The sequence below is a fragment of the Kribbella sp. NPDC020701 genome (genome assembly GCF_055562215.1).
The window spans coordinates 179,583-205,721 of the sequence record NZ_JBVHFT010000002.1 but is presented as its reverse complement, the minus strand read 5'-3'; the positions used below and the strand labels follow the sequence as shown (position 1 = coordinate 205,721).

The following is a 26,139-nucleotide window of genomic DNA, read 5'->3' as shown; positions in this document are numbered from 1 at the left end:
CGTGCTCACGGGTTGGTGGCGTTGTAGGCGGTCGTGTAGACGGACTTCATCGTCGGCCAGTTCGAGGCCAGCGCCGACGCGTACAAGACATAGTCGAGACCGCCGGCCCGCCAGTACACCGACTCGACGTGCTTGCGGCCGTCGGCGGTGTCGAACTCGAACTCCCAGCCGACCGACTCGTGCTCGCGCCAGGTGCCCGGTCGGAGCCCGATCAGCCGGTAGCCGGGGTACTTCGTACTGAAGCTGCGCTCGGCGTTCCGCATGATCTCGATCAGCGGTTGGTTCGGCGACGTCGAACCGCCGTAGCGCAGGAAGCTGGTCGGATGTGCGGGGTCGGTCGCCTGGGTGTCGGTCCCGCCCGACCGGACCTTCGCCTGCCATCCGGCCGGGATCTTGGTGGTGAGCCCGCCCGGACCGGAGACGTCCTGGAAGTCGTTCGGAGCGCTGGTCGGTGGCGCTGAGCTCGTGCGGGTGTTCTTGGGCACGGAGCTGCTGATCGGCGTGGACGGTGCGGGTGCGGTCGGCGTACTCGTCGAGGTCTTCGGCTCCGTCTTCGGCTCTGCCGCGGTCGCCTGATGGTCCGGCGTACGCAGCAGGAGCAGGCTGGTCCCGATCAGCCCGCAGACGACGAGGTTGGCGGCGAAGACGATCGCCGCCACCTTCCCGGAGCCCATCCCTGGTCGGCTCATGGTTCCCGTCACTCCGGCTGGAACTTGATCGCGCCCTGCTCGACGGTGACCGGACCGGACACCGTGAACGAGGTGGGGTCGTTGACCGGGTAGCCGCCGTACCCGGTGCCGGTCAAGGTCGCCTGACCCTCGGAGGTGGTCTCGGCGACGACGTTGCCGTCGTCCGCCAGCCGGAGTTCGATCGTGGGGTACTTGTCGATCCGCCAGGCCGGCCGGGTGACGTCGATGCTGATCGAGAAGGGGCAGTTGTGATCCGGCTTGGTCGCCGCGATCAGGCAGCCTTTCAGGTACTCCTTGAGCTGCCCGTCGACGGTGGTCTTGGCCTCGGCCTTGATCCGCGGGACCAGCTCGACGGTGCTGTCGCCGAAGGCCGCGTCGACGGTGACCGGATCGCTCTCGACCAGGGGGTTGTCCACCAGGTCGACGACGTACCGGCCGGGGAACACCTCCAGGCTGGCCGACTCGTCCCCGGCGTTCAGCGCGTGACCGTTGACTTGTACGGCGACCGGGGCCGGGGTGCTGATCTCGATCGTCGGCCGGTCGCCGGTCAGCTCCCAGCCGCGGAACAGACCCCAGGTCAGCTCGTCCTTGCGGTGCAGGTCGACCTCGCCGCTCGCCTTGGTGTCGCCGATCACGAAGCCGACCTTGGCGGTCTGGCTGTCCTTGCCGTCGTCTTTCAGGTCGTCGATCGTCACCTTGGTCGGTGGGACGTACCTGTCCGAGCTGATCAAGTCACCGGTCGCGGTGTCACCGCTGCCGCCGTACGTGAGCGCCTTCTGGGCATCGCGGTCGGCGAGTGCCGCGTAGTACCCGTTGACGACGGACTCCGGAGTGAACCAGATCCTTTGCACCACGAAGCTCGCGGTGCTGATGACCGCGATCAGTGCGACGACCACCGCGGTGATCAGCGTCGCGCGCGGCGAGGGCTTCCAGGGTTCGACGAACGGGCTGACGGGTCGGCTGGGCTGGGTGGTTTGCACCGTTACGTCTCCTTGGCCGGGGATACCGCGGTACGGCGTACTTGGTCGAGGTACTCGTCGAGCGTGGCCTGCCGGGCGGCCAGGATCTGGGTGTGGTGCGCGACCGGCGGCTCGTGCCGGCAGGTGGCGAGCTCGCGCCACGCGACCGCCGACCTGCGCAACTCGTTGTGCCACCGGACGCCGTCGATCGGGTTGACAGCCGCCGACATCACCCAGCGATGCCAGTACCAGAACATCGTCAGCTCGGTCCGCAGACCTTCATGCACCGGCCAGCATGGCGGCAACATCACCCAAGGCGCATAGGCCTCCTCGAGCCACGCAACCCACCCCGCCAACCCATCCCAGGACTCCTCCCGAACCTCCTCACTCGACTCGTCCCAAACCCAAGGCGGCCTGGACGCCATAGTCACTCCCTCCCCGCATCGCCGGCAGCCGAACTCTCGTAGTCGCTGTCAGCCGAACTGTCGTAGTCGGTGCCGGACGAGTAATCCCATCCCCATATCCCGCATCCCCCGCCTCTGACTCCATAGCCTCCGCAACCCGCGCATCATCAGCCGCGGCCTGCTCCGCATAACCCCCACCCGCCCCAGCATCCGCATCCGCCTCGGGCTCTTGCTCGGGCTCGGCATCAGCGTCCGCGTCAGCCTCGGCTTCGGTCTCGGCGTCGGCATCAGGCTCGGCGTCCGCGTCGGCATCGGCGTCGGCGTCGGCATCCGCGTCGGCGTTCGCATCGGCGTCAGCGTCGGCGTCGGCATCAGCCTCGGCGTCGGCCTCGGCGTCGGCGTTCGCCTCGGCGTCGGCCTCGGCATCCGCGTCAGCCTCGGCGTCGGCGTCGGCCTCGGCCTCGGCGTCGGCGTCGGCGTCCGCGTCGGCCTCGGCGTCGGCGTCTCGGTCTGGGGTGGGACGAGGTTCGTCTTCTTCGAGGTCTGTGGTGGTTTCGGAGCCGGGGTCCTCGTCGGGTTCCGTCAGTGGATCCTGTTGTGAGTCCTCGCGGTCGGCTTCCCACTCCGGGGCTTCCTGGGCCTCGGCGGCCTTCCGCTGCCGAAGCTCCTCCTCGTCTGCTAGGACTTGATCGATGACAGTCTGAGGCACTGGGTCGACTGTCTCGGTGGGCTCTGGAGGACAGATACGCTCGTGCCCCGGTGGCGACTCCATGTCGCCGTATCTCTCGGCTTGAAGCAGACGTATCGCGTCCGAGTAGTCCGGGTCGTCCGACTGACCGGCGCGATCCAGCTCGTACAGCAGATGGTTGGCCTTGTCTTTGACCTCGAAGCTCTGTGGAGTGTGGAACTGCACCTCGAACATGTGCTGTGCCCGCCCGTCCGACCCGACCATTGCCCAGGTCGAGTTGATGCCGCGGTAGTCCGGGCTGTTCCAGCTGTTGCGGTCCTTGACCTTGATGAACCCTTGAGCTCGCAGGTTCTCGTAGCACGCGAGTACACCCTCGGTGTATTGCTCACTGGGAAACGTCAGGGTGTAGCGATTGAGATCGTTGGTGGAGTAGGCGGCCGCGGGCGCCGTCGCCAAGGGCGAGCGGCGCGCAACCTTGCTCCGAAAGGACTTGAGACTCTTCAGCGAGTAGCGGAGGCCTTCCAGGTTGCTGTCGTAGCGGGCGGTGGCGCGCCTGCTCTCCTCCAGCGCGTCGTCGAGCCGTCGCCGCCGTCGTACAGCGCGTAAATGAGCTGCCTCAACTGTCTCATTCTCGTCGGCATCGAGACGTAGTTGATCCTCGTGTCCCTTGCCCCGCCAGGGTCCTGGACTCACAGCTCGGTGGCTCCCGAAATTCCGCGAGTCTCCTGGATCAGTCGTTCGGCGGTCTCGGCGTCGATGGGTTCCAGGTCGGGGACGTCGTGCGGTCCGCCAACCTGGAAGTCTCTGATGTCCGGTGTCCGGACCCACGTGTTGGCTTGGCCGAAGCCCTCTTCGACCATGCGCTCGGGACTCCGGAGCTGCCGGTAGACGAGAGTGTCTTCGTGGAGGTCTCCTTTCTCTGGACTCAGGTATCGGACCCAGTACCGCGCGAATCGCTGCCGATCCGCGAGCAGCATTTGCACCTGCTCGGCTGTGACCGGCACCAGAAGATCGGGGTGCGGAACGTTCACCTCGCCGCGCGGATGCCACGACCAGTCGATCATCGACAAGTACTCGAAATCATCGCCGCGGCGCCGCCACAGGCCACTCGGACGATCCGCAGACTCCTTACGTGCCTTCGAAACCCGGGCGAAGTATTCGTAGTCGTCGTCGGTGCTCATGTGGTGAAACCCTTCATTTGCGTGCATACGTCGATCGTGGTCATAGCTTGGTGGCTCCGGTGATTCCGCAGGTCTCTTGGATGAGGCGTTCGGCGGTCTCGCGGTCGATAGGTTCCAGGTCGGGGTGGTCGTGGGGGCCGGCGGCTTGGAAGTCTCTGATGGTTTGGGTTCGGACCCACGTGTTGGTGAGGCCGAAGCCCTCGTCGATACGGCCCTCGGGGCTCAGGAGCTGCCTGTAAACCAGTGTGTCCTCGTAAAGGTCGCCCTTGTCCGGGCTCAAGTGCTCGACCCAGTACCGGGCAAATCGCTGGCGATCCGCGAGCAGGATCTGAACCTGCTCAATGGAGATCGGCACCAAGAGGTCGGGGTGCGGTACGTACACATCACCGCGCGGATGCCAGGACATGTCGACCGTCGACAGGTACTCGAGCTCGTCGCCGCGACGGCGCCAGAGACCGCTTGGACGGTCCACGGACTCCTTGTATCTCTTGGAGACCCTTGCCAGGTACTCGTAGTCGTCAGTGGTCATGGGTGAAGCCTTGTAGTCGGGTGAATTCGTGGATTGTGCCGGCGGGGCGGGCTTCTATCTGGAAGGGCGGTTCGCTGCGCCAGAAGAGCCAGGCGTGGAACGGCGGGAGCATCTGGATCGCGTTCACGGGGAGGGCCGGGCGGAAGATGTTGCTGACGGTGTGGTTCTGACCGGCGATGGCGGCGCCGACGCCGACGGCGCCGGTGGTCGGAGAGGCGCCGTACTGCGGGCCGAGCTGTGTGCTGGTGGTGGTTTGGCGTTCTTCGCCGGCCCATGAGGAGATGTTGTGCAGGTCCTCGCCGTTCGACATGCCGCCGAAGATCAACTTGGCGGTGGTCGCGGCCAGGATCGCCGCCTGCGGTTCGACGCAGTACCGGTTGCGGAGCTGCGCCAGGCTCTGCGTGGCCCACAGGGTGACGATGCCGCGGCCGCCGCCCTCGCTGACGAGGGACGGGAGGCTTTGCAGCGGTGCGATGTTCGCGACCTCGTCGAGGGCCAGCAGCAGGGGTGGGTCGAGTCGGCCGCCGCGGGCGGCGGCGAGCTCGGAGGCGCGTTGAGCAATGCTGTCGACCAGCCCGGCCATCAGGGGTGCGATCGCCTGCTGCTGGTGCGACGGCCCGATGATGAACAACGACGACCTGCTGTCCAGGAACTCGTCGATGTCCAGTTCGTTCGCCGAACACGACGCCAGCACGGTCGGCTCGGACGTCGCCTCGAGCGTGTTGCGGGCGACCGAGTAGAAGCTGCCGCGTTCCCGGTCACCGAGCAGCCTGACCGCGTCGAGGTCGTCGGCCCACATCGCGCCGGGGCTGGACGACAACCGCAGGATCGCCGTTGGATCGCGCGTCTCCTGGGCCATCAGCCAACGCCGTACGACGGAGATCGGCAGGCCCTCCAGCGCCGCGGCGTGGAAGTACGCGCGCAGGATCGCCGCCGCACCTCCCCGCCAGTGGTCCCCGTCCTGCACGCCTTGACCCGCGACCGCGGTCATCGCCGCGACCCGTCGGTAGCAGACCGACGGATTCTCGCAGTCGGCCAGTGGCGACCACTTCATCGACAACTCGGGATACTCGCTGCCGAACGGGTCGTACACCTTGACCGATCCCCTGTACGGCGCGGCGAGCGCACGCCGGCGGTCGCCGGTGAAGCCGAGGATGTCGCCACGGGTCCGACGTACAGACCAGCGGGCCCTCCCACCACAGCACCGACGGGACGATCAGCCCGGAGGTCTTGCCGTAGCGCGGCGGACCGACGATGCCGACCGAGTCCTCCGGTGCACTCCAGCAGCGCTTGTATCCGCCGCGGGCGTCCCAGCCGAGGAAGACCTGCCGGCGTGGTTCGACACCGAACGGCGGGATCTGCGGCCATGCCTGGTTCATCCGGCGATCAATCCCTGGCCAGCGAGCTGGTGATGATCACCGGCGTCGGTACGTCCGGCCGGTCGGCGTCGGGCAGCGGGTACTGAATGCCTGGCTCCTCGACCCGCTCGAGTCTCAGTTCGCTGGCGGGGTGGGAGGCCAGGATCGACATGTCCCAGCCGTTCCGGGCGCCGTCGAAACTCTCCCGGAGCTTCGCGAGGACCGTGCGGATCCCCTCGCGATGCCCCGCGAACACCGCGCCCTGGTCGGCTCGGTACTCGGCGGCCTGTATGCCCGCCATCTGCAGCGGCATGACGAAGTACCGGATGGCCACGAGGATCGGCCAGGTCGCGAGCCAGATGACGAAGGCGAGGATTCCCCGCGTCCACCGCAGCAGGAAGGTGCAGACGTTGTACGCGATGTACAGCTGGAGGGCGACACCGCGGATGAAATAGTTGGAGACGCAATCGGCGTTGCGCCAGTGCGTCAGCTCGTGGCAGAGCACCCCGGCCAGCGGCTCCCGTTCGTACTCGAACATGTCCAGGAACCCGACGTTCACGATGATGTGGCGGCTGTACGCGGCGGCGTTGGGAACGCGGTCGTCGACCATCATCAGGACAGGCAGTGACGCCAGACCCATCCGGCGAGCGCAGTCTTCCAGGACCGGTCCGATCAGCTCACGCTCACGCCGGCTCGGTCGCCGGCCCCCGTCGACGATGCGGATCCGCCAGTTCTCGGTGGCGATGGCATACAGGGTGTAGAGGAAACCGCACAGGAAGGCGACCACGAGCTGTCCGAGGAAGCGGGCGATCCCGTCCGACGGGCTCGCGGCGGTCACAGCGATCCAGGGCAGCAGCAGGCCGGCAAGGAAGCCTCCGAGTGCTCCGGCCGCGGCGCCCAGCAACATCCCCAGGATGCCGCCGCCCTGCAGGAAGGCGCTGCCCAGCAGGCTGTCCAGAACCGGGATGTCGCGGACCCAGGAGTCCGCGGTGTTGTTGCCGCCGAACGCGCCACCGAAGTACCCGAGGGCGCCGCCGGCGACCATGCCGACCCCGCCGAGCAGGATGGCCACCGGCAGGTTGAACCAGCTGGCGATGAGCGCGCCGATCAGACCGCGCGGGTTGCGCAGCATGCCGGTGATCAACCAGACGAAAGTGTTCTGGTAGCCCGGCGGCCGGCTGAACACCCGGCGCAGCTTCGTTCCGATCGAGTCCCGCGGCGCCGGGAGGGCGACCGGTGAGGGAGTCGGTTGCCAGGAACTCTGAGGAGCGGTCGGCGGGCCGGGCTGCTCCTGGAACGACGCCACGGTCGGGTCGACCGGTCGAGCACCGGTCGCACCGCAGTGCGGGCAACTCTGTCCGACCGGATCTCGCTGATTCCCGCAGCGGACGCAGATGCCCACGTAAGCCTCCCCAGAGTCGGCTGCCTCATGCGTACTCAGTGCAACTCCGTCGTCACGGAGTGGCACCGAAACTCGACTCTAGCGGTCCGAGCGGTCGACGTGGGGCGGGCTCGGATGATCTGTGGACAACTGCCACTTGTTGCAATCGAGCCCTGGGGAGGCCAGCAGAATCAGGCTGCGTCGAGCGCGGCTACCTGGTCTGAGGTGAGGGTCAGGTCGGTGGCGGAGTAGGAGTCGCGGATGGTCTCGGGGCGGCTGGAGCCGGGGATCGGGATGACGTACGGCGACTTCGCCAGCATCCACGCGAGAGTCAGGCGCTGGGGGCTTACGTCCAGGTCGGCGGCGAGTTGGTGGAAGGCGGGGTGCTTGGAGCCGAGATCACCGGCGTTGGAGATGCCGCCGAGCGGGGACCAGGGCAGGAACGCGATGCCGAGCTCGTCGCACAGTTCGAGCTCCGGCTCGCTGGAGCGGAAGGCGGGGGAGAACTGGTTCTGCACCGAGACCAAGCGGCCGCCGAGGATCTCGTTGGCCTGCTTGATCTGGGCCGGGTTCGCGTTCGAGATGCCGGCCAGCCGGATCTTGCCCGCGTCGAGCAGGTCCCGGATCGCACCGATCGAGTCCTCGTACGGCGTCTTCGGGTCGGGCCGGTGGAACTGGTACAGCCCGATCGCCTCCACACCGAGCCGCTTCAGCGACGCGTCGGCCGCCTCGAACAGGTGCTTCGGTGAGCCGTCCACGGTCCAGCGACCGTCGCCCGGACGCTCGTGGCCGCCCTTGGTGGCGACGAGCACGTTCGACGTGTCACCGCCGTACGACGCCAGTGCCTTGGCGATCAGGCTCTCGTTGTGACCGACATCGGTCGCGGTCAGGTGGTACGCGTCGGCGGTATCGATCAGCGTGATCCCCGCGTCGAGGGCGGCGTGGATGGTCGCGATCGACCGGGCTTCGTCGGGCCGGCCCTCGATCGACATCGGCATCCCGCCGAGCCCGATCGCGGACACCTCGACGTCACCGATCCGGCGGGTCTTGTTCGTGTCAGCTGCCATGCATCCAACCTCGCTCGCCCGGACCGCGGATTCCAACAGGAATATCCGCACAGATTCAGCACCGCCAGTGCTGAATGCGTGTCAAGGGGTTACCTTTCGAACGCTGCTTACGTAAGAATGTGACACCCTCTTTGGAACGGAGCCCGCCCGTGCCTCCTCCTTCCCGACGTACCTTCCTCCAACTGACCGGCCTGAGTGCCGCGTCGGTCGCGATCGGCGTCGCCGCGCCGGCGAGTGCCGACGCCACGCCCGGTCGCCCGATTCCTTCCGGTGCGTTCGCGCTCGGTGTCGCGTCCGGCGATCCCCGGCCGGACGGTTTCGTGCTGTGGACCCGGCTGGCCCCGACCCCGTTGGCCACCGACGGCCACGGCGGGATGCGCGCCGACCACGTACCCGTGCAGTACGAAGTGGCCGAGGACAGCCTGTTCAAGCACGTCGTACGGCGAGGGCTCGCGATCGCCACGCCTGAGCTGGCGCACGCCGTACATCCCGAGGTGCGCGGGCTCCGGCCGGGTCGCGAGTACTTCTACCGTTTCCGGGCCGGCACCGAGGTCAGTCCGGTCGGCCGGGCGAAGACGTTGCCGGTGAGCGGTGACCAGTTCACCTTCGCCACCGCGTCCTGTCAGGCCTGGTACCACGGCTACTTCCCGGCGTACAAGGACATCGCCCGCCGGTCGCCGGACGCGGTGTTCTTCCTCGGCGACTACATCTACGAGTACGGAATTGTTGCCGGCGACAACCTCTGGCGCGAGGGTGTCACGGTCGGCCCCGAACACGGCGTCGAGATCGAGACCCTCGAGCAGTACCGGCTGCGGTACAGCCTGTTCAAGACCGACCCGGACCTGCAGGCGGCGCACGCGGCCGCGCCCTGGTTCATGGTCTGGGACGACCATGAGGTGCAGAACAACTACGGCGCAGACAACTCGCTGTACGGGATCCCACCGGAGCTCTTCGTGCATCGCCGGGCCGTCGCCTACCGCGCGTTCTACGAGAACCTGCCGGTCGCTCTGAACAGCCTCCCGCACGGTCCGGACGGCCAGCTCTACCGGCGGTACGACGTCGGCTCGCTGGCCCGGGTCCACCTGCTCGACACCCGCCAGTACCGCGACCCGCTACCGGTCAGCGAGGCCGATCGAGTGTCCGAGCAGCGCAGCATCATGGGCGCCGAGCAAGAGGCCTGGCTGTACGACGGCCTCCAGCACTCGCCCGCGGCCTGGAACATCCTCGCGGGCGGCGTCGTCCTCACCGCGATCACCGACGACCGGACCGAGCAGTGGGACGGCTATCCCGCGAACCGGCGGCGCGTGATCGAGGCGATGAGCCAGGCTGGGACCGCGGTCATGCTCACCGGTGACATCCACCGCCACGTGGCATCCGAGCTCAAGCTGGACTTCGCGAATCCGGACTCGCGGACGGTCGGCGTCGAGCTGGTCTGTTCGTCGATCGGATCCAACGGCGACGGAACCGACACCGACACGTATGCGAAGGACTGGCTGCAGCACCCGTACGTCAAGCTCTACAACGCCCGCCGCGGATACGTATACACGACCCTCACCCGCTCCGAGTTGACCACCGAGTTCGTCAACTTCCCCTACATCCAGGCGGACGCGAACGCCGAGCCGCACGTCGTCGCCGCCTTCCGATCGCCCGTCGACGCTCCCCGCCTGGAGGCATTGTGACGAACCGCCCGCCCGCTATCACCGGCCTGCACGGCGCCGGCGCGATCGGCACCGTCACGCTCGACTGGAAGCCGGTCTCCTGGGCGACAGTCGTCGACCACTACGCCGTGTATGTCGACGACACCTTGGTCGGCAAGACGGTCTACCCACACTTCGTCCACCGCGGCCTCGGCTTCACCGGCGTCACCAGGTCCTACCGCGTGGTCACGGTCGATGCCGCTGGCAACAGATCGCGGTCGTCCGCGGCCGCAGCCGTCGCCAACCTGACCTCGGTCACGGTGTCCGGCGTACCGGTCGCGACGGTCGGGACCTTCGACGGCAAGGGCTCCGAGCTCGCGCTCTCGCCGAAGGGGTACGCCGGCTATCCGGCCCGCTTCCCGTCGGACGTCGACTACACCTTCGGTACGTCGACCCCGTCGGCGGACTGGTCGTACCTGCTACCCGGCCCGGCCGACAAGTGGGCCGGCTCCAAGAACCACCGGGCCACCTTCCGCTTCGAGCTGACCGCCGTACCGGAGCAGGATCTTGACCTGGCCCTGTGGTTGATCGACAGCCACGCCAGCCTGGCCGCCTCCGCGGTGCTCACCGTCAACGGCACCGAGGTCGACCGCCTCACCTTCGCCAACGGGGCGACCAAGGGCTCGACGATTGCCGACAGCACCTACCCCGGTTCGCCGCTGAAACCGTCGTACCTCGAACGACCGTTGCCGAGGGCGCTGTTCCGCGCCGGAGCGAACGTCCTCGAACTCTTCAAGGACCAAGGCTCCTGGATCGCGTACGACGCCCTCGGCATCTTCTCCCGGAAGTGATCAGGATGCGTGCACGTGCGGGTTGCGGTCCTCCACGACGTACGTCGCGCGCGTGCTGATCGGAGCGCCCTGGGTCTGGACGAAGGGGACGACGCGGAAGTCGGAGCGCCACTGCTTCTGGTCCACGGTGACGCGGACATAGCCGCGCTGGGAGTTGAAGAACTTCAGGTGCGGGTTGGCGGCCAGGAACTGCTGACCCTGGTCGGTCGTGTCGGAACCGTCGCCGCCGCTGGTGATCGACGTACCGACGAACTCGGTGCCCACCGTGGCCGAGTCCGGGTCGGCGAAGTCGCGCTTGAGCTCGAGGGCGTAGTTCTGGTGCCGGTCGCCGGTGATCACGACCAGGTTGCGGACGCCGCTGTCCTGGGCGGCCGCGAGTACCTTGTTGCGCTCGGCAACGTAACCGTCCCACGGGTCCAGCCAGACGTGCGTCTCCGGACCGGGAGTCCAGTCTGTCTGGCCCATCGGGGTCTGGTTGCCGATCACCTGCCAGCGGGCACGTGACTGGCGGAAGCCGTCCAGCAGCCACGCGCGCTGCTTGCCGCCGAGCATGGTGTTGTCAGGGTTGAACCGGTCGTCACAGGCGGACGAGTCGCCGTCGCCACACGGCTGGTCGGTCCGGTACTGGCGGGTGTCCAGGATGGTGAAGTCCGCGAGCCGGCCGTACGGGAGCCGGCGGTGGTAGCGGATGTCCGGGCCGGCCGGCATCTGCGCGTGCCGCAGTGGCATGTTCTCGTAGAGCGCCTGGAAGGCCTGCGCCCGGCGGACCCGGAACACGGCCGGGTTCTGGTCCGGCTCGGTGTCGGCCTGGGAGAGGTCGCCGGCCCAGTTGTTCTCCACCTCATGGTCGTCGAACGTGTGGATCCACGGGTGCGCCGCGTGCGCGGCCTGCAGCGGCGCTTCGGTCTTGTAGAGCGCGTACTGCAGCCGGTACCGGGCCAGGTCGAAGGTCTCGGTGTGGAACCGCGGGTCCGTGGTCACACCGCGCTTGTTCGTCTTCACACCGGACTCGTAGATGTAGTCGCCGAGGTGGACGACCAGGTCGAGGTCCTCGTTGGCCATATGGTCGTACGCGGTGAAGTACCCGTCCTGCCAGGCGTTGCACGACGCGAACGCGAACTTCAGGTCCCGCGGCGAGGCGAGTGGGTGCGGGGTGGTCCGGGTGCGGCCGGTCCGCGAGACCTCCGAGCCGGTGCGGAAGCGGTAGTAGTACACGTGGTCGGGCAGCAGACCGCGGACCTCGGGGTGGACCGAGTGGCCGAGCTCAGGGGTCGCGACGACGCTGGACCGCCGTACGACGTGGCGGAAGTGCTCGTCCCGGGCGACGTCGTACTCGACCCGGATCGGCCGGGCGGGCATCCCGCCCTTGCCGTCGACGGCGTACGGGTCGGTGGCGAGCCGGGTCCACAGCACGACACTGTCGTACTGCGGATCACCCGAGCCGACGCCGAGTGTGAACGGGTTGCCTGTGGCGGACGGAGCGGCGTACGTGGTCGAGGCGTCCCAAGCCCCGGTGCCGAGCAGTACGGCGGCGGTGCCCGCACCGCCCAGGCCGAGAAAGCGGCGACGTGAAACGGACATGTGAGAGTTCCTCCTGGTGGGCGGCGGGATTGCGGTCAGCCTTCCGCCCGCGGGTGGCTCGCAGTTGGTCGGTGAGTTAACGGGAATGCTCGGTAGATCGAGCAACCGGCACGATAGGGGCATGCAAATCGACGAACGAGTACGACGTGCGCGCCCCGAAGACATCCCCGCGATCGTGGAACTGGTGTACGGCCTGGCCGAGTACGAGCGCGCGCCCCAGGAGTGCCGCCTCACCGCGGACCAACTGCAGATCGCCCTGTTCGGGCCGACGCCCGCGGTCTTCTGCCATGTCGCCGAACACGAGGGCGAGGTGGCCGGCTGCGCACTCTGGTTCCTCAGCTTCTCCACCTGGCGCGGCGTCCACGGCATCTACCTGGAAGACCTCTTCGTCCGCCCCGAAACCCGCGGCACCGGCCTCGGCAAAGCCCTCCTCACCGCCCTGGCCCAGGAATGCGTCCGCAACAACTACGAACGCCTCGAGTGGTCCGTCCTCAACTGGAACACCCCCGCCATCGACTTCTACAAGTCCCTGGGCGCCGGCCGCCAAGACGAATGGACCGTCTACCGCCTGACAGACGACGCCCTCACCCAACTGGGCTCATAAGCCCTGGGCAGCAGCTTCCTGCAATTCGGCTGCGTTGGCCTGGACCCAGTCGTGTTGCCTGCGGATAGCTGCCGGTACGCCGAGGTTCACGAGGTGCTGCATTGCGGAGTCACCGGCGGCGGCCGCGGCGTCGATGCCGTCCGCGGCCCGCGACTGCCACCAGAGAATGGTGGGGACGAGATCGGTGAGATCGGTCGAGCCATAACCGCTCAACAGGGCCTGCCATTGCGGTACGACGCGCGCAACGTCGCCGAGGTCGGCGTATTGCCAGCAAATGAACGCGATGTCGTGAATACGCGCACCGGGAGCGGCGATGTCCCAGTCGATGAAGGTGATGGCGCGTGTGCCGTCGGAGGTGTAGACGGTGTTCTTCGGCGACAGGTCGTTATGGCAAACCACCTCCTGATCACCGGCGAGCGCCGTACCAGCGGTGAGGTCGTGGAACTCACGAACCAACGCCCCCACCGACTCGAGCGTCTCGACCGATGTCACCGCGTCCTTCCACGGACGTTCCCACGCGACATAGCCGTCGACGAAACTCAGCCGCTCACGCCCGTCCTCGTCCACGCCGAGAAACCGCGGCGCCCCACTCCACGCGTCCAGCAGCCTCAGCAGTTCGTGCACGAATTCCGCCCGCTCACCGGGCTTGCGCAGTACGGCGTCCCCTCGGCGGACCACCACGTTCACGAACCCGCCGCGCAACTCCTGATCGTCCACCGCGGGAAGTCTACGAGCGGCGGTGTTTGACGGCGTACATGGCCTGGTCGGCCTGGTGGAGGAGGGTGTCGAGGTCGGTTGCGGCGGGGGTGATCGGGACGGTGCCGATGCTCGTGGTGACCTGGACGTCGATGTTCGGCAGCGGGCGGCTGACCGCGGCCTCGACCCGTGCGATCAGGGCGGCCAGGTCGTCCCCGGCGATGTCCTCGGCGAGGACGGCGAACTCGTCGCCGCCGAGCCGGGCCACGGTGTCGCCGTGGCGGACGCCGGCGGTCAGGCGGCCGGCGATCTCGCGGAGAGCCCGGTCGCCGGCTTCGTGGCCGTACCCGTCGTTGACCAGCTTGAAGTGGTTCAGGTCGCAGAACAGCAAGGCGCCTGGTCGGCCGGACGCGCGGGTCCGTTCCAGAACGGAAGCGAAGCGGTGCTGGAGCAGTCGGCGGTTCGGCAGACCGGTGAGCGGGTCGTGCGCCGCGTGGTGCCGGAGCTCGCGTTCGGCGACCTTGCGCGCGGTCACGTCATCGATCTGGATCAGCAGGATCCGCGGCTGGCCGGCGCCCTGCCCGACGATCGCCGCCGTACCGCCGAGCCAGATCTCGTTCCCGCTGGGCTGCGAGAAGATCCGCTCGAACCGATAGGTCCCGTTGCCTTCAGCCACTTGTTCGAGCTCGTGGCGGGTCTGGTCGGGTTCCTCGTCGCGGAGGAAGTCCACCATTCGCGTGCCGACCAGCTGGTCCGCGGCGTACCCGGTGATCCGGCAGAACGCGTCGTTGACGCGCAGGATCCGGCCCAGGTCCGGCCCGTCGAACGCGATTGTCGCCATCCCGTTGCCGGCGCCCTCGAAGACCTTCCGGAACGTGGACTCGCTGACCTCCAGCCGCGCCTTCTCGGCCCGTAACTGATCGGTCAGCCGGGCCTTGTCGATCGCCAGCCCGGCCTGGGTGGCGAAGATCTCCAGCAACTCCCGGTGGATCGGGCCTGGCCGGCGCTGGTCCTCGGGCAGGTCGACCGCGAGCATGCCGACCAGCTCACCGTCGGGTGAGTACAGCGGCGCGAACAGCGCGTCCAGCGGATGCCAGGCGTCCGGATCGTCAGACACCGGTACGTCGGGCACCCAGCCGATGACCTCGCCTTCCGGGAGTCGCTCGTGCGGTACGAAGCGCAGCTTGCCCCACTTGTCCGCGATGGCGAACTCGGCGTCGAAGATGTCCGCGGCGCTGACCGTTCCGATCAGGGCCTCGCGTGCCTCCGGGGACCCGGCGACCGCGATCACCTCGAACTTCCCGTCCGCGTGCCGCAGGTTGAGGAGGGCGATACCGAAGCCGAGCCCGTCGACGACGCCATCGACGACCGCCTGCAGCGTTTCGGCCAGGCTTCGCCCGGCACCCATCCGGGCGCTCACCTCGTACAGGCGGCGGATGGCCGTCAGCCGGACCGTTGGCTCGTTGGGCACGCGTCGAGGATAGGCCGATCTCACCGGGCGTGAGCACTGGTCACCGAACCTGATCCGGTTAAGCGTCTGTCACAGGCGTCACACCCGGCGAGTCAGCCGGGTATCAGAACCGCAGTTCGGTCAGCCCACGGTAGCTCCGCTCGGCCGACGCCCACGCGTCGACCGGCTTGTCGTGCTCGACCAGCCACTGCTCGACACCGCCCTCCGAGGCGTGCGCGAACATCGCGGCGAAGTCGAGCTTGCCGGCGCCGACGTCCTCCCACGACCCGTCCTCGGCCATGTCCTTCACGTGCAGCGCCGGGAACCGACCGGGGTGCTCACGGAAGTACTTCGCCGGGTCCTGGCCGCCCTCGACGGCCCAGTAGAGGTCGAACTCGAAGCCGAGCAGCTCCGGATCCACCTCCAGCAGGAGATCGAAGAGGATCTGCCCGTCCACCTCGGCGAAGTCGCGCCCGTGGTTGTGGAACAGCAGCTTCAGCCCGGCATCACGGGCGGCCTTACCCGCCTCGGTGAACGCCGCCGCCGCCGTACGGAATCCTTCGACAGAGTGCAGCTCGGACGGAATCGACGGTACGACGACCCACTGGCCGCCGAGCGTCTGTACGTCGGCCAGCGCGCCGGCCCAGTTGTCCGTGAGCCGGCTGTAGCCGACGTGCTCGAGCACGATCGACAGTCCGGCGTCGTCCGCGAACGAGCGGATCTCCTCGGCACTGTGGTCGAACCGCCCGCTCACCCCCACGGTCTGGTAGCCGATCCCGGCGAGGCGCTTCAGCGTCCCCGGGTAGTCGTCGCCCAGGACGTCCCGCATCGTGTAGAGGTGCATCCCGATACCGCCGGCGGGGATAGTCATACAGACAGCTCCTCAGTAGCTAGATGACGTGTTCCTGATATCGCGCCAGCGCGAGGTCGAAGACCTGCTGCCCTGGCGCGTCCCACAGCTTCTGGTTGAAGATCTCGACCTCGATCGGCCCGTCGTACCCGGCCGCGTCGCAGGCCTCGCGCAGCCGGCGCAGCTCGATCGAACCGTCGCCCATCATGCCGCGCCCGAGCAGCGTGTCCTCCGGCAGCGGAACCACCCAGTCGCTCACCTGGTAGGACAGGATCCGCTCACCCGCCCGCTCGATCTGCCGGTACACGTCCGCGTCCCACCACAGGTGATAGGCATCGACGATCACGCCCACCTGTGACGCCGGGAACTGCTCGGCGAGGTCGAGCGCGCCGCCCAATGACGACACCACACAGCGGTCCGAGCAGAACATCGGATGCAACGCCTCGACCGCGAGCTTCACCCCACGCTCTTCCGCGTACGGCGCAAGTTCGGCCAGCCCGTCGCGGACCATCGAACGGGCACCGTCGAGATCGCGCGAACCGGGCGGGAGTCCACCGCTGACGAGCACGAGTACCGACGTACCCACTGTCGCGGCCTCGTCGATCGCGCGCCGGTTGTCCTCGATCTTCGCTTTCCGCTCGGCCGGGTCGGTCGAGGTGAAGAAGCCACTGCGGCACAGCGACGAAACCTTGAGGCCGGCATCGCAGACGAGTCGCGCCGCCTTGTCGACGCCGTACTCCTGGATCGGTTCGCGCCACAGGCCGATCCATTCCAGGCCGGCCTTGGCGCTCGCCGCGACGACGTCCGTCAGCGGCCAGTACTTCGTCGTCGCCTGGTTCAGGCTGTAGCGGTTCACGCGTCGACTCCACCCACGCGCAGCAGTTGCCGGAATCGCTCGACGGCCAGCTCAGGATTCGTGAGTACGCCGGCCTGATCCGCCAGGCGGAAGGTGTCAGCCAGGTGCGGAAGCGACCGCCCGGTTTGCAGTCCACCCACCATCGAGAATCCGGGCTGGTGCCCGTTCAGCCAGGCCAGGAAGGCGATTCCGGTCTTGTAGTAGTACGTCGGCGCCGAGAAGATCTGCCGGGCCAGCGGGACCGTCGGCGCGAACACCCGGTCGTAGGTGTCGAGGTCGCCGTCGTCCAGCGCCTTCAATGCGGCCGCGGCCGCCGGAGCGATGGCGGCGAAGATCCCGAGCAGCGCGTCGCTGTAGCGATCGGCGTCGCCCTTGATCAGCGCGGGGTAGTTGAAGTCGTCGCCGGTGTAGAGCCGCACACCCTCCGGCAGACGGTTGCGCAGGGCAACCTCTCGGGTGTCGTCGAGCAGCGAGACCTTGATCCCGTCCACCTTCGTCGCATTGTCGACAATCAGATCGACGACAACGTCGGCGGCGGTGTCGAGTGAGTCGCTGCCCCAATAGCCGTCGAGCGCGGGGTCGAACATCGAGCCGAGCCAGTGCAGGATCACCGGCCGCGACGACTGCCCGAGCAGGTGGTCGTACACCTTCCGGTAGTCGTCCGGCGATCCAGCCGCCGCACACAACGCCCGACTCGCCATCAGAATCGGCTGCGCACCCACGTCCTCGGCCAGTGCGAGCTGCTCCTCGTAGGCGCCGATCACCGCGTCCAGTTCGTAGTTGCCGTCGGAGCCGGCGGTGGGTCGGCCTGCGGTGGTGAGCTGGTCTGTGCCAACCCCCACGGCGATCCGTCCGTCAGGCGCTTCGGCGGCGGACAGCCGGATCAGCTCCTGCGTGGCTGCCCAGTCCAGGCCCATGCCGCGCTGTGCTGTGTCCATGGCCTCGGCGACAGACAACCCGAGCGACCACGCGTGGCGCCGGAACTCCAGCGTGTGCTCCCAGTCGATGACCGCGGGCGCCCCCGGCGAGTTGTCGCCCAAGGGGTCGGCGACAACATGCGCGGCCGCGAACGCGAGCCTGCTCGACGCGGGTGCATAGGGGCCCTGGGCAACCGGTTCGCCCACCAGCCGGTACGTCGCCAGGCTCCCAGCGACCCGAGACCCGCCGACCCCGCCGACCGGCAGCTTCAGTTCGAGACTCACAGCCGGCCCTCGAGGTCGAGTGGCGGGACCTCGAGCTTGCGGCCCTCTCGCCACGACTGCAGTCCGAGCTCGGCGAGCTGCACGCCCTTGGCGGCCTCGAGGAAGTCCCAGGTGAACGGCGCGTCGTCGACCACGTGCCGCAGGAACATCTCCCACTGCACCTTGAACCCGTTGTCGAACACCTCGTTGTCCGGCACCGTCGCCCACTGGTCGCGGAACTTCTCGGTGGCCGGCAGGTCCGGGTTCCAGACCGGCTTCGGCGTCGCGGACCGGTGCTGTGCCCGGCAGTTCCGCAGTCCGGCGACCGCGGAGCCCTCGGTCCCGTCGACCTGGAACTCGACCAGCTCGTCGCGGAACACCCGAGTCGCCCAGGACGAGTTCATCTGCGCGATGATCCCGCCCTCCAGTTCGAACACGCCGTACGCCGCGTCGTCCGCGGTGGCGACGTACTCCTGGCCCTGTTCGTCGACCCGGGTCGGGATGTGGGTCGCGCCCTGGCAGTAGACCGTCTTGACCTGGCCGAAGATCTGGTCGAGCACGTACCGCCAGTGGCAGAACATGTCGACGATGATGCCGCCGCCCTCTTCGGACTTGTAGTTCCAGGACGGCCGCTGCGCCTCCTGCCAGTCGCCCTCGAAGACCCAGTAGCCGAACTCGCCGCGGACCGAGAGGATCTTGCCGAAGAACCCGCCGTCGACCAGCCGCTTCAGCTTCCGCAGGCCGGGCAGCGACAGCTTGTCCTGCACCACGCCGTTCTTCAGTCCGGCGTCCCGGACCAGCCGGGCCAGGTCGACCGCGGCCTCCAGGCTCTCCGCGATCGGCTTCTCGCAGTAGATCGCCTTGCCCGCTTCGACTGCGGCGCGCACCCCCTTCTCGCGCAGCTGAGTCAGCTGGGAGTCGAAGTAGATCTCGACGTCCGGCTCGGCCAGTGCTTCGGACAGGTCGGTGGTCCACCGGGTCAGGTCGTACTGCTCCGCGATCCGGCGCAGTTTCATTTCGTTGCGGCCGACCAGGATGGGCTCGGGGATGATCATCGTCCCGTCGGCGGCGGGCAGGCCCCCCTGCGCGCGGATCGCCACGATGGACCGCTCGAGGTGCTGGCGCAGGCCCATCCGGCCGGTGACACCGTTCATCACGATGCCGATGCGTCGCTCGTTCACAGTTCTGCCTCTCACGAAGTGATGTCGTAGACGTCGAGGCGACCGCACATGCCGTGCCGGCCGAGCTCGGTGGGGGCGGGGAGTCGATGAAGTTCGGCGGTCTGCAGGTGCGGTGCCGTACCGGCCTCGAGGGCGTCCAGCGCGGCGCCGGTCTCGTCGGCCAGGCGGCGTGCGCCCTGCTCCCAGCGCTTCCGCCAGTCGGCGAGCTGCGGCCGGACGATCTGGACCGCGGCCGCGTAGAAGTCGTCCAGCGCGGACGGGCCGTGGGCTTCGAGGGACTTCCGCAGTACGGCGAATCCCTCGAGGGCGAGGTCGCGGCGGGCTATCGCGGACAGGGTCCGGGCCTCACCCTCGCCGGTGAGCCTGCTCGCCTCGAGGTAGGTCTCGCGGTCGATGAGGTGCTCGGGCGGCAGCGTCAGTACGGCGTCGCCCGCCTCCGGGAGGCCGGAGTTCGACATGAGGGTGAGGATCTTCAGGCCGCCGGTGTTGATCAGCCGGTGGATCGTGCCGGGGTCGAACCAGACCACGGTGCCGGGCTGCAGCGGGGTCTCGGTGAAGCCCTTCGGAGTGAGGGCCTGGACCGCGCCTGAGCCGGCCATCACGTAGTACCCCTCGGAGCAGGCGAGGTGCACGTGCGGCGTGCCGCCGACCAGGCCGTCCGGGGCTTCGGTGTCGTACACCGTCAGCAACGAGACGCCGATCCCGCCGGGAAGCGCCGCGGCGGCACCCGGCTCGTACTCGCACATCGCGGGCCTCCCTGGTCTTTCAGCCTTGGAAAGGGCTTTCCGCAGCCTGTGATCGCAACCTTAGGTGGGCCGAAACGACGAGTCAACCTGTAACGGAAAGCGATCTCCGACCACAACCGGCCAACTCCAGCGAGTTACATCGAAGTAGACCTCACCCGCCCCGCAGGCGACACCCGATGTCCGAGGGCTTGCCCCCTCACCTGCAGCGTTGCCCCCTGAGATTCTGAGTGGGCAACCCTCCATCTCAGGGGGCTGCCCCTTCAGCTGGAGGGTTCGCGCCTCCGAGGGACGCAGTGGGGGAGTGTGCGGGGTGGGGTGGGCCGGGTCGGGGTGGTCCGGGGCGGGTCGGCCGGGCGGGGTGGAGTGGGCCGGGTCGGGGTGGTCCGGGGCGGGGTGGTCCGGGGATTAGTTGGAGCGGACTGAGGCGACTGCGGTGGTCCACTCGGCTCGGCGGTGGGCGCGGGCGTCGGGGGCGGGGATGGGGGTGAAGGTGCGGTAGGTGCGGGTGGTTGACCAGGTGGTGGGGTGGCCGAGGGTGGTCCAGGTGAGTTCGGCGGTGCCCAGGGCGGAGATTTCGGGGACGTTGGCGGCCTCGACGGGGTGGCCGAGAAGGTCGGCCTGGGTTTGCATGAGGAGGTCGGAGACGGTTGCACCGCCGTCGGCGCGGAGGCTGGTCAGGGCGCCGGGGATGGTGTCGGTGATGTCGCAGATCTGGTGAGCGACGGCGTCGACGGTGGCGCGGGCGAGGTGGGCGCGCGTGGTGGAGCTGTTCATCCCGGTCAGCGCGGCCCGGGCGTTGCGGTCCCAGTGCGGTGCGCCGAGACCCGCGAACGCCGGCACGAGTACGACGCCCTCCGCCGACGGCACGCTCGCCGCGAGCTCCATCAGCGCGCCGACGTCCGGTAGGCCGAGCATCCCGGCTGTCCACGCCAACGCGGCACCCGACGACACGATGTTTCCTTCGAGCGCGTAGAGCGGCTTGTCCGTCAGCCACGCCAGCGTGCATCCGTCCGCCACGAACCCGTCGACAGGCGTCATCACCGACGACCCGGTCCCGTACGTCGCCTTGACCATCCCGGCCTGCGTGCACCCCTGCCCGTACATGGCCGCATGCGAATCCGCGAGTACGGCGACAATCGGGATCCCATCGGCCAGCCCCGGTACTCCGGACGTCATCCCGAACCCACCGTTCGACGGCCGCACCTGCGGCAGAACCGACCGCGGTACGTCGAATGCCGCCAGCAACGAGGTGGACCAGTCGAGGTCGACAACGTCGTACAGCAACGTGCGTGACGCGTTCCCCGCGTCCGTTAGATGCTCTTGGCAACCAGTCAGTCGATGGATCAGCCAGGAGTCGACGGTGCCTACGTGGTCGGGTCTCGCGTGCTCGAGCAGCCAATGCAGCTTGGGCGCCGAGAACATCGCGTCCACGCGGAGCCCCGTGCGGGACCGGACCAGGGAGTCCACCTCGGGAGGCAGTTCCGAGCACCACGACGTCGTACGCACGTCCTGCCAGCCGATCACCGGACCGACGGCTTCGCCCCGGTGACTCCATCCCACGACGGACTCGCGCTGGGTGGACAATCCGATCCCTACGATCTCGACCGGATCCGCGGAGACGAGGCAGGACGAGATCGCCTGTAGCACGCTCTGCCACAGGTCCCCGGCATCCTGCTCGACCCAGCCGGGCTGTGGTGTGGACAGTCCGACCGGTGCCGAACCCGTGGCCAGAACGTTGCCATCGGACGCGACCAGGACGGCCTTCGAGTTGGTCGTGCCCTGGTCGATCGCCAGCACAGCGGCTCCGGCCATCGCCGTCCCCTTCCCGATGAACTTTCAACCGAGCTCTTGACGGGACTCTAGCGTCGTGGTGACACTCATGGCGACAGGTTATGCAGTAGTGAATATCTATTCACAGCCAAACCACATCAACTTGCCCCGCCTTCGGCGGCGGAGTGGGTGGAGTGAATCAAAGGAGGTCGTCAGGGTGAAGCCGAGTAGACGGCGGGTCATCATCAACACCGATGCCAAGAACGAGGCGGACGATCAGTTCGCGATCGTGCACGGGCTGTTGTCGCCCACCTTCGACATCCGCGGCCTGATCGCGGCGCACTTCGGCACCCGCCGGTCGGACCGGAGCATGGCGGAGTCCCGCGAGGAGATCGACCTGCTGCTGGACCTGATGGACCTGACCGGCCAGGTCCCGGTCGCGAACGGCGCGCCGACCGGTATCGCGGACGCGCAGACCCCGCTCGACTCGCCCGGTGCGCAGCTGATCATCGAGGAGTCCAAGCTGGCCTCGAAGGACGACCCGCTGTTCGTGTCGTTCCTCGGGCCCTTGACCGACATGGCGAGTGCGATCCTGCTCGACCCGGAGATCGTGCACCGGGACGTGATCGTGATCTGGATCGGCGGGCGCGGGTACCACGGGCACACGTCGTACCCGGGGATCGAGTTCAACCTGTCGAACGACATCCACGCCGCGAACGTGGTGTTCGGCTCCGGAATCACCGTCTGGCAGGTGCCGAGCGACGTCTACACGAAGGTGTCGGTCTCCTACGCCGAGCTGGACGAGAAGATCGGCGACGCCGGTCCGCTCGGCAAGTACCTGATCGAGCAGTTGCACGAGTGGAACGCGACCTGGCACGGGGAGCCGATCGAGTCCCGGTCCCTCGGCGACTCGCCGGCGATCGCGCTGATGCTCTACCCGAACAGCGGGAACCTGCGCGTCCGTCCGGCCCCGCGCTTCGGCGTCGACGGCTGGTACCTGCCCGGCACCAACAACCCCATCAGTGTGGTCGAGCAGGTCGACGTCCGGTTCCTGCTCGAGGACATGTTCGCCAAGATCCGCCGCTTTGCCCGTCAAAGGAGTCAGTGATGAACACCTTCACCCGTCGAGGCTTCCTCGGTCTCACGTCCGCCGCCGCGGTCGGCGTCGGTCTGTCCGCGTGCACCGGTGGGGGTGCGTCCACCAGCGGTGGCGACACCGCCGCGGCCTCGAACAACCTGCGCCTGTTCACCTACGAGGGTGACGAGACCATCGGGTTGCTGAAGGCCCAGGTCAAGAAGTTCGACGAGCAGAACGGTACGACGACCACCGTCGACAGCCTGCCCGGTTCGGGTGCGGCCGTGTACCCGGACAAGCTGCGCACGGAACTGCTCGGCGGCAAGGGCCCCGATGTCTGGCGGATCTGGGGTGGTCAGATCGGCAGCCCGTTCGCGAAGGCCAAGCAGTCGCTCGACCTGTCGCCGTACTACTCCAAGTACGGCTGGGACTCGAAGATCAACACCGCGGCGATCTCCGGGATGACGTTCGACGGGGTGAAGTCCGGGGTGCCGTTCGTCTCCCTCGGGATCGGTGCCTGGTACAACAAGTCGCTGTTCGCCAAGGCCGGCGTGAGTGGTCCGCCCACGACGTACGCCGAGCTGGAGGCGATCAACGACAAGCTCGTCGCGGTCGGTGTGACGCCGGCCGGTCTCGGCGGGAAGTACGGCTGGGACATCATGCGGCTGTTCGAGTACCTGCTCGAGCACACCGCGGGACCGGACCTGCACGACAAGCTGCTGACCGGCGCGGAGAGCTGGGACCGGCCCGAGGTGGTCGAGGCGTTCGCACTGTTCAAGAAGTGGCAGGACAAGAAGTGGCTGCCGCAGGGCGCGCTGGGCCTCGACCCGGCCGACATCGAACCCGCCTACGTCCAGGGCAAGACGGCGTACACGATCACCGGACCGTGGACCGAGGCGGCCGCGATCCTGTCCGCGAAGAAGAGTCCGGCCGCGTTCGGCAACTTCGAGCTGCCGACCGACAAGAGCCCGGCGCGCCACTCGGGATTCGTCGAGGGCTACATGATCAACGCCAAGAGCGGGAATCCCGACAAGTCCGCGGCGCTGATCGACTTCATCGTGCAGCCCGCGACGCAGAAGGCGTTGCAGGTCAGCGCGTCGACGGTCAAGGGCGCCGAGCCGGACCCGAAGGCGCTGCCGCTGTCGGCGGAGTGGTCGCAGAAGTACGGCGGCAACCCATTCTACACGATCCAGGACCAGGCGTTCCCGAAGAAGCAGGCCGACCAGTACTTCAGCGTGCAGAGCGACCTGCTGCAGGGCTCGGTGACGCCGGAGGCCGCATCGAAGAAGATGCAGGACATCGTCTCCGCCTGGGCGAAGGGCTGAGTCACGATGGCTACTGTCGCGCTCTCACAGCGCCGAACCGGCCAGGCCCCGCCGGGCAAGGTCAAGCGGGGTGGCAGGTGGTCGCCCTGGTTGTTCGCGCTACCTGCACTGGTGGTGTACGTCGCGTTCCTGGTGTATCCGGCGTTGTCATCACTGTGGTTCAGCCTGACCAACTGGGACGGCCTGAGCGCGACGTACAAGTTCGTCGGGCTGGAGAACTACTTCAAGATGCCGACTGACCCGGTCGTCGTCACCGCGGTCCGGAACAACCTGATCTGGACCGTGGTGACGATCGCGGTGCCGACCATCATCGGCCTGGCGCTCGCGATCGCACTGAACGGCAAGGTGCACGGCAAGCCGATCCTGCGGCTGGTGTTCTACACCCCGGCGGTGCTGCCGCTGGTGTCGATCGCCTCGATCTGGGGCTGGCTCTACAACCCGCAGTACGGCGCGATCAACTCGTTCCTGCGGCTGATCGGCCTCGACGGCCTGGCGCAGCCGTGGCTCGGGCAGGACTCGACCGCGTTGTGGGCGGTCATGGTGCCGGCGATCTGGTTGCGGACCGGCTTCCCGATGCTGCTTTACCTGGCCGCATTGCAAGGCATCCCGCAGGAGCTGTACGAGGCGGCGACCGTCGATGGCGCGACCAAGTGGCAGCAGTTCTGGCACGTGACGATGCCGAGCCTGCGGCCCGCGCACTACATCGTGCTGGCGTTGTCGCTGATCGACTCGTTCAAGGTCTTCGACATGATCTACGCGATGACGTACGGCGGACCCGGTACGTCGACGCAGGTGATGGGGACGTGGATGTACTTCAACGTCTTCCAGTACTACCAAGCCGGCTACGGAACCGCGATCGCGGTCGTGATCACGCTGGTCGCGGTCGCCGTCGGCATCCCGTACGTACGCTCGCAGACAAGGGAGGCCTCATGACCGTGCTTTTGGCCGGGCCTTCGGCGCCGGCGTGGTCATGGGGCCTTGGCTCCCGGCCTTCCCTCGTCGCTCCGGTCGCTGCACTCCCTACGCTCCTCAGTCCAGGCCGGGAGGCCCCATGACCGTGCTTTTGGCCGGGCCTTCGGCGCCGGCGTGGTCATGGGGCCTTGGCTCCCGGCCTTCCCTCGTCGCTCCAGTCGCTGCACTCCCTACGCTCCTCAGTCCAGGCCGGGAGGCCTCATGACCTCGATAGCTCCTGCTCGCGTGGAAGTCCCGGTCGACACGGTTGAAGCGCACCCCGCCGGAGAGAAGCCCAAGGGGCGGCGCGGGTTGGTGATGACGCTCGTCCTGGCGGCGGTGGCGATCTTCTGGGTCTCGCCGCTGGCGTTGCTGGTGATCACCGCGGTCCGGCCGCTGTCCGACTTCATCAGCAATGGACCGCTGTCCTGGCCGGACGCCTTCACCTGGTCGAACTTCAGCGACGCCTGGGACATCGGGAACTTCGCGACGACGTACCGCAACAGCCTGTTGCTCGCGGCGATGAAGGTGCCGCTCGGGGTGCTGCTCGCGGCGATGCTCGGGTTCGCGCTGGCCAAGCTGCGGATGAAGTTCCGCCGGACGGTGATGTTCTCGGTGTTCCTCGGGCTGACCATCCCGATCTACATCACGATCGTGCCGGTCTTCATCATGATGCGCTCGGCCGGCGCCACCGACAGCCTGTTCGGGCTGCTCGGGCCGTACCTGGCCTTCGGCATCCCGTTCGAGGTGCTGGTGCTGCAGTCGTTCTTCCGGCAGATCCCGGACGAGATCTTCGAGGCGGCCCGGGTCGATGGCGCCGGCGACTGGCGGATCTTCTTCACCATCGTGCTGCCGTTGTCCACGCCGGCCCTGGTGACGGTGGCGATCCTGGACGCGGTCGCGACCTGGAACGAGTTCCTGTTCGCGCTCATCCTGCTGAACTCCGACGCGCACAAGACGATCCCGGTCGGGCTGCTCAACTTCCAGGGCCAGTTCGCCAACAACAACACCGGTCTCGCGGCGGGCATCTTGATCGCCGTGGTGCCGATCCTGATCGCGTACACCTTGCTCCAGCGCTGGATCGTCGGCGGACTCACCGCCGGCGCCACCAAGGGCTGACCCACATATG

Annotated in this window: 25 protein-coding genes; 7 read left to right on the top strand and 18 right to left on the bottom strand. The window is 67.8% G+C overall.

Annotated features, from left to right (window positions below; genetic code table 11):
* Positions 1–5: 5 nt before the first annotated feature.
* The 9 genes from ACZ3HV_RS04405 to ACZ3HV_RS04365 form a co-directional block, all read right to left on the bottom strand.
* Positions 6–689, bottom strand: a complete 684-nt coding sequence (locus ACZ3HV_RS04405) for a hypothetical protein (RefSeq protein WP_465680812.1) — start codon at positions 687–689, stop codon at positions 6–8.
* 8 nt (positions 690–697) lie between these two features.
* Positions 698–1,669 (bottom strand): hypothetical protein, encoded by a 972-nt coding sequence (locus ACZ3HV_RS04400; protein ID WP_465680810.1) that lies wholly within the window; start codon positions 1,667–1,669, stop codon positions 698–700.
* Between the two features lie 2 nt (positions 1,670–1,671).
* A complete protein-coding gene (locus tag ACZ3HV_RS04395) occupies positions 1,672–1,935 on the bottom strand; it encodes a hypothetical protein (RefSeq protein ID WP_465680808.1) in 264 nt (87 codons plus the stop codon).
* 97 nt (positions 1,936–2,032) lie between these two features.
* The gene (locus ACZ3HV_RS04390; RefSeq protein ID WP_465680806.1) at positions 2,033–3,433 is read right to left on the bottom strand and encodes a hypothetical protein; all 1,401 of its coding nucleotides are present in this window, start codon (positions 3,431–3,433) and stop codon (positions 2,033–2,035) included.
* Positions 3,430–3,921, bottom strand: a complete 492-nt coding sequence (locus tag ACZ3HV_RS04385; protein ID WP_465680804.1) for a hypothetical protein — start codon at positions 3,919–3,921, stop codon at positions 3,430–3,432. The genes ACZ3HV_RS04390 and ACZ3HV_RS04385 overlap by 4 nt, the downstream gene beginning before the upstream one ends.
* A gap of 40 nt (positions 3,922–3,961) precedes the next feature.
* Positions 3,962–4,450 (bottom strand): hypothetical protein, encoded by a 489-nt coding sequence (locus ACZ3HV_RS04380; RefSeq protein WP_465680803.1) that lies wholly within the window; start codon positions 4,448–4,450, stop codon positions 3,962–3,964.
* Positions 4,440–5,543 carry a type IV secretory system conjugative DNA transfer family protein gene (locus tag ACZ3HV_RS04375; RefSeq protein ID WP_465680801.1) on the bottom strand — a complete coding sequence of 368 codons (1,104 nt, stop codon included), beginning with the start codon at positions 5,541–5,543 and terminating at the stop codon, positions 4,440–4,442. Before ACZ3HV_RS04375 ends, ACZ3HV_RS04380 begins: the two co-directional genes overlap by 11 nt.
* Before the next feature lie 293 nt (positions 5,544–5,836).
* Entirely contained in the window at positions 5,837–7,210 is a 1,374-nt protein-coding gene (locus tag ACZ3HV_RS04370) for a M48 family metalloprotease (RefSeq protein ID WP_465680799.1), read from the bottom strand.
* Between the two features lie 170 nt (positions 7,211–7,380).
* On the bottom strand, positions 7,381–8,256 hold the full coding sequence (locus ACZ3HV_RS04365) for an aldo/keto reductase (protein WP_465680797.1): 876 nt from the start codon (positions 8,254–8,256) through the stop codon (positions 7,381–7,383).
* A gap of 149 nt (positions 8,257–8,405) precedes the next feature.
* Between ACZ3HV_RS04365 and ACZ3HV_RS04360 the strand changes: the two genes are divergently transcribed.
* Positions 8,406–9,935 (top strand): alkaline phosphatase D family protein, encoded by a 1,530-nt coding sequence (locus tag ACZ3HV_RS04360; protein ID WP_465680795.1) that lies wholly within the window; start codon positions 8,406–8,408, stop codon positions 9,933–9,935.
* The gene (locus tag ACZ3HV_RS04355) at positions 9,932–10,744 is read left to right on the top strand and encodes a polysaccharide lyase family protein (RefSeq protein ID WP_465680793.1); all 813 of its coding nucleotides are present in this window, start codon (positions 9,932–9,934) and stop codon (positions 10,742–10,744) included. Before ACZ3HV_RS04360 ends, ACZ3HV_RS04355 begins: the two co-directional genes overlap by 4 nt.
* Here ACZ3HV_RS04355 and ACZ3HV_RS04350 read toward each other — a convergent pair whose 3' ends face one another.
* Positions 10,745–12,325, bottom strand: a complete 1,581-nt coding sequence (locus ACZ3HV_RS04350; RefSeq protein WP_465680791.1) for an alkaline phosphatase D family protein — start codon at positions 12,323–12,325, stop codon at positions 10,745–10,747. It lies immediately after the preceding gene.
* A gap of 121 nt (positions 12,326–12,446) precedes the next feature.
* Between ACZ3HV_RS04350 and ACZ3HV_RS04345 the strand changes: the two genes are divergently transcribed.
* Positions 12,447–12,929: a GNAT family N-acetyltransferase gene (locus ACZ3HV_RS04345; protein WP_465680789.1), complete on the top strand. Its 483-nt coding sequence runs from the start codon at positions 12,447–12,449 to the stop codon at positions 12,927–12,929.
* Here ACZ3HV_RS04345 and ACZ3HV_RS04340 read toward each other — a convergent pair.
* The 8 genes from ACZ3HV_RS04340 to ACZ3HV_RS04305 all read right to left on the bottom strand — a co-directional run bounded on the left by ACZ3HV_RS04340 (position 12,924) and on the right by ACZ3HV_RS04305 (position 21,701).
* The gene (locus ACZ3HV_RS04340; protein ID WP_465680787.1) at positions 12,924–13,646 is read right to left on the bottom strand and encodes a phosphotransferase; all 723 of its coding nucleotides are present in this window, start codon (positions 13,644–13,646) and stop codon (positions 12,924–12,926) included. The genes ACZ3HV_RS04345 and ACZ3HV_RS04340 overlap by 6 nt on opposite strands.
* A 10-nt stretch (positions 13,647–13,656) precedes the next feature.
* Complete coding sequence (locus ACZ3HV_RS04335; RefSeq protein ID WP_465680785.1) at positions 13,657–15,096, bottom strand: diguanylate cyclase domain-containing protein; 1,440 nt, start codon at positions 15,094–15,096, stop codon at positions 13,657–13,659.
* 103 nt (positions 15,097–15,199) lie between these two features.
* The gene (locus ACZ3HV_RS04330) at positions 15,200–15,946 is read right to left on the bottom strand and encodes a sugar phosphate isomerase/epimerase family protein (protein ID WP_360364738.1); all 747 of its coding nucleotides are present in this window, start codon (positions 15,944–15,946) and stop codon (positions 15,200–15,202) included.
* Positions 15,947–15,965: 19 nt separating this feature from the next.
* Positions 15,966–16,781 carry a sugar phosphate isomerase/epimerase family protein gene (locus tag ACZ3HV_RS04325; protein ID WP_465680782.1) on the bottom strand — a complete coding sequence of 272 codons (816 nt, stop codon included), beginning with the start codon at positions 16,779–16,781 and terminating at the stop codon, positions 15,966–15,968.
* Complete coding sequence (locus tag ACZ3HV_RS04320; RefSeq protein WP_465680780.1) at positions 16,778–17,983, bottom strand: dihydrodipicolinate synthase family protein; 1,206 nt, start codon at positions 17,981–17,983, stop codon at positions 16,778–16,780. The genes ACZ3HV_RS04325 and ACZ3HV_RS04320 overlap by 4 nt, the downstream gene beginning before the upstream one ends.
* Entirely contained in the window at positions 17,980–19,143 is a 1,164-nt protein-coding gene (locus ACZ3HV_RS04315) for a Gfo/Idh/MocA family protein (protein ID WP_465680778.1), read from the bottom strand. The genes ACZ3HV_RS04320 and ACZ3HV_RS04315 overlap by 4 nt, the downstream gene beginning before the upstream one ends.
* A gap of 11 nt (positions 19,144–19,154) precedes the next feature.
* Positions 19,155–19,889: a cupin domain-containing protein gene (locus ACZ3HV_RS04310; RefSeq protein ID WP_465680776.1), complete on the bottom strand. Its 735-nt coding sequence runs from the start codon at positions 19,887–19,889 to the stop codon at positions 19,155–19,157.
* Positions 19,890–20,294: 405 nt separating this feature from the next.
* Positions 20,295–21,701, bottom strand: a complete 1,407-nt coding sequence (locus ACZ3HV_RS04305) for an FGGY family carbohydrate kinase (protein ID WP_465680774.1) — start codon at positions 21,699–21,701, stop codon at positions 20,295–20,297.
* Between the two features lie 175 nt (positions 21,702–21,876).
* Between ACZ3HV_RS04305 and ACZ3HV_RS04300 the strand changes: the two genes are divergently transcribed.
* From ACZ3HV_RS04300 to ACZ3HV_RS04285, 4 genes are all read left to right on the top strand, one after another.
* On the top strand, positions 21,877–22,767 hold the full coding sequence (locus ACZ3HV_RS04300) for a nucleoside hydrolase (RefSeq protein WP_465680772.1): 891 nt from the start codon (positions 21,877–21,879) through the stop codon (positions 22,765–22,767).
* The gene (locus ACZ3HV_RS04295; protein ID WP_465680770.1) at positions 22,767–24,059 is read left to right on the top strand and encodes an ABC transporter substrate-binding protein; all 1,293 of its coding nucleotides are present in this window, start codon (positions 22,767–22,769) and stop codon (positions 24,057–24,059) included. Before ACZ3HV_RS04300 ends, ACZ3HV_RS04295 begins: the two co-directional genes overlap by 1 nt.
* 6 nt (positions 24,060–24,065) lie before the next feature.
* A complete protein-coding gene (locus ACZ3HV_RS04290) occupies positions 24,066–24,992 on the top strand; it encodes a carbohydrate ABC transporter permease (RefSeq protein WP_465680768.1) in 927 nt (308 codons plus the stop codon).
* A 240-nt stretch (positions 24,993–25,232) separates the two neighbouring features.
* Positions 25,233–26,129 carry a carbohydrate ABC transporter permease gene (locus ACZ3HV_RS04285; protein WP_465680766.1) on the top strand — a complete coding sequence of 299 codons (897 nt, stop codon included), beginning with the start codon at positions 25,233–25,235 and terminating at the stop codon, positions 26,127–26,129.
* Positions 26,130–26,139 lie beyond the last annotated feature (10 nt).

Coding starts and splice junctions, on each gene's coding strand:
- ACZ3HV_RS04345 (WP_465680789.1), top strand. CDS start 12,447: ATGCAAATCGACGAACGAGTACGACGTGCGCGCCCCGAAGACATCCCC.
- ACZ3HV_RS04405 (WP_465680812.1), bottom strand. CDS start 689: ATGAGCCGACCAGGGATGGGCTCCGGGAAGGTGGCGGCGATCGTCTTC.
- ACZ3HV_RS04310 (WP_465680776.1), bottom strand. CDS start 19,889: ATGTGCGAGTACGAGCCGGGTGCCGCCGCGGCGCTTCCCGGCGGGATC.
- ACZ3HV_RS04330 (WP_360364738.1), bottom strand. CDS start 15,946: ATGACTATCCCCGCCGGCGGTATCGGGATGCACCTCTACACGATGCGG.
- ACZ3HV_RS04290 (WP_465680768.1), top strand. CDS start 24,066: ATGGCTACTGTCGCGCTCTCACAGCGCCGAACCGGCCAGGCCCCGCCG.
- ACZ3HV_RS04385 (WP_465680804.1), bottom strand. CDS start 3,921: ATGAGCACCGACGACGACTACGAATACTTCGCCCGGGTTTCGAAGGCA.
- ACZ3HV_RS04285 (WP_465680766.1), top strand. CDS start 25,233: ATGACCTCGATAGCTCCTGCTCGCGTGGAAGTCCCGGTCGACACGGTT.
- ACZ3HV_RS04350 (WP_465680791.1), bottom strand. CDS start 12,325: ATGTCCGTTTCACGTCGCCGCTTTCTCGGCCTGGGCGGTGCGGGCACC.
- ACZ3HV_RS04295 (WP_465680770.1), top strand. CDS start 22,767: ATGAACACCTTCACCCGTCGAGGCTTCCTCGGTCTCACGTCCGCCGCC.
- ACZ3HV_RS04380 (WP_465680803.1), bottom strand. CDS start 4,450: ATGACCACTGACGACTACGAGTACCTGGCAAGGGTCTCCAAGAGATAC.
- ACZ3HV_RS04365 (WP_465680797.1), bottom strand. CDS start 8,256: ATGGCAGCTGACACGAACAAGACCCGCCGGATCGGTGACGTCGAGGTG.
- ACZ3HV_RS04305 (WP_465680774.1), bottom strand. CDS start 21,701: ATGGCCGGAGCCGCTGTGCTGGCGATCGACCAGGGCACGACCAACTCG.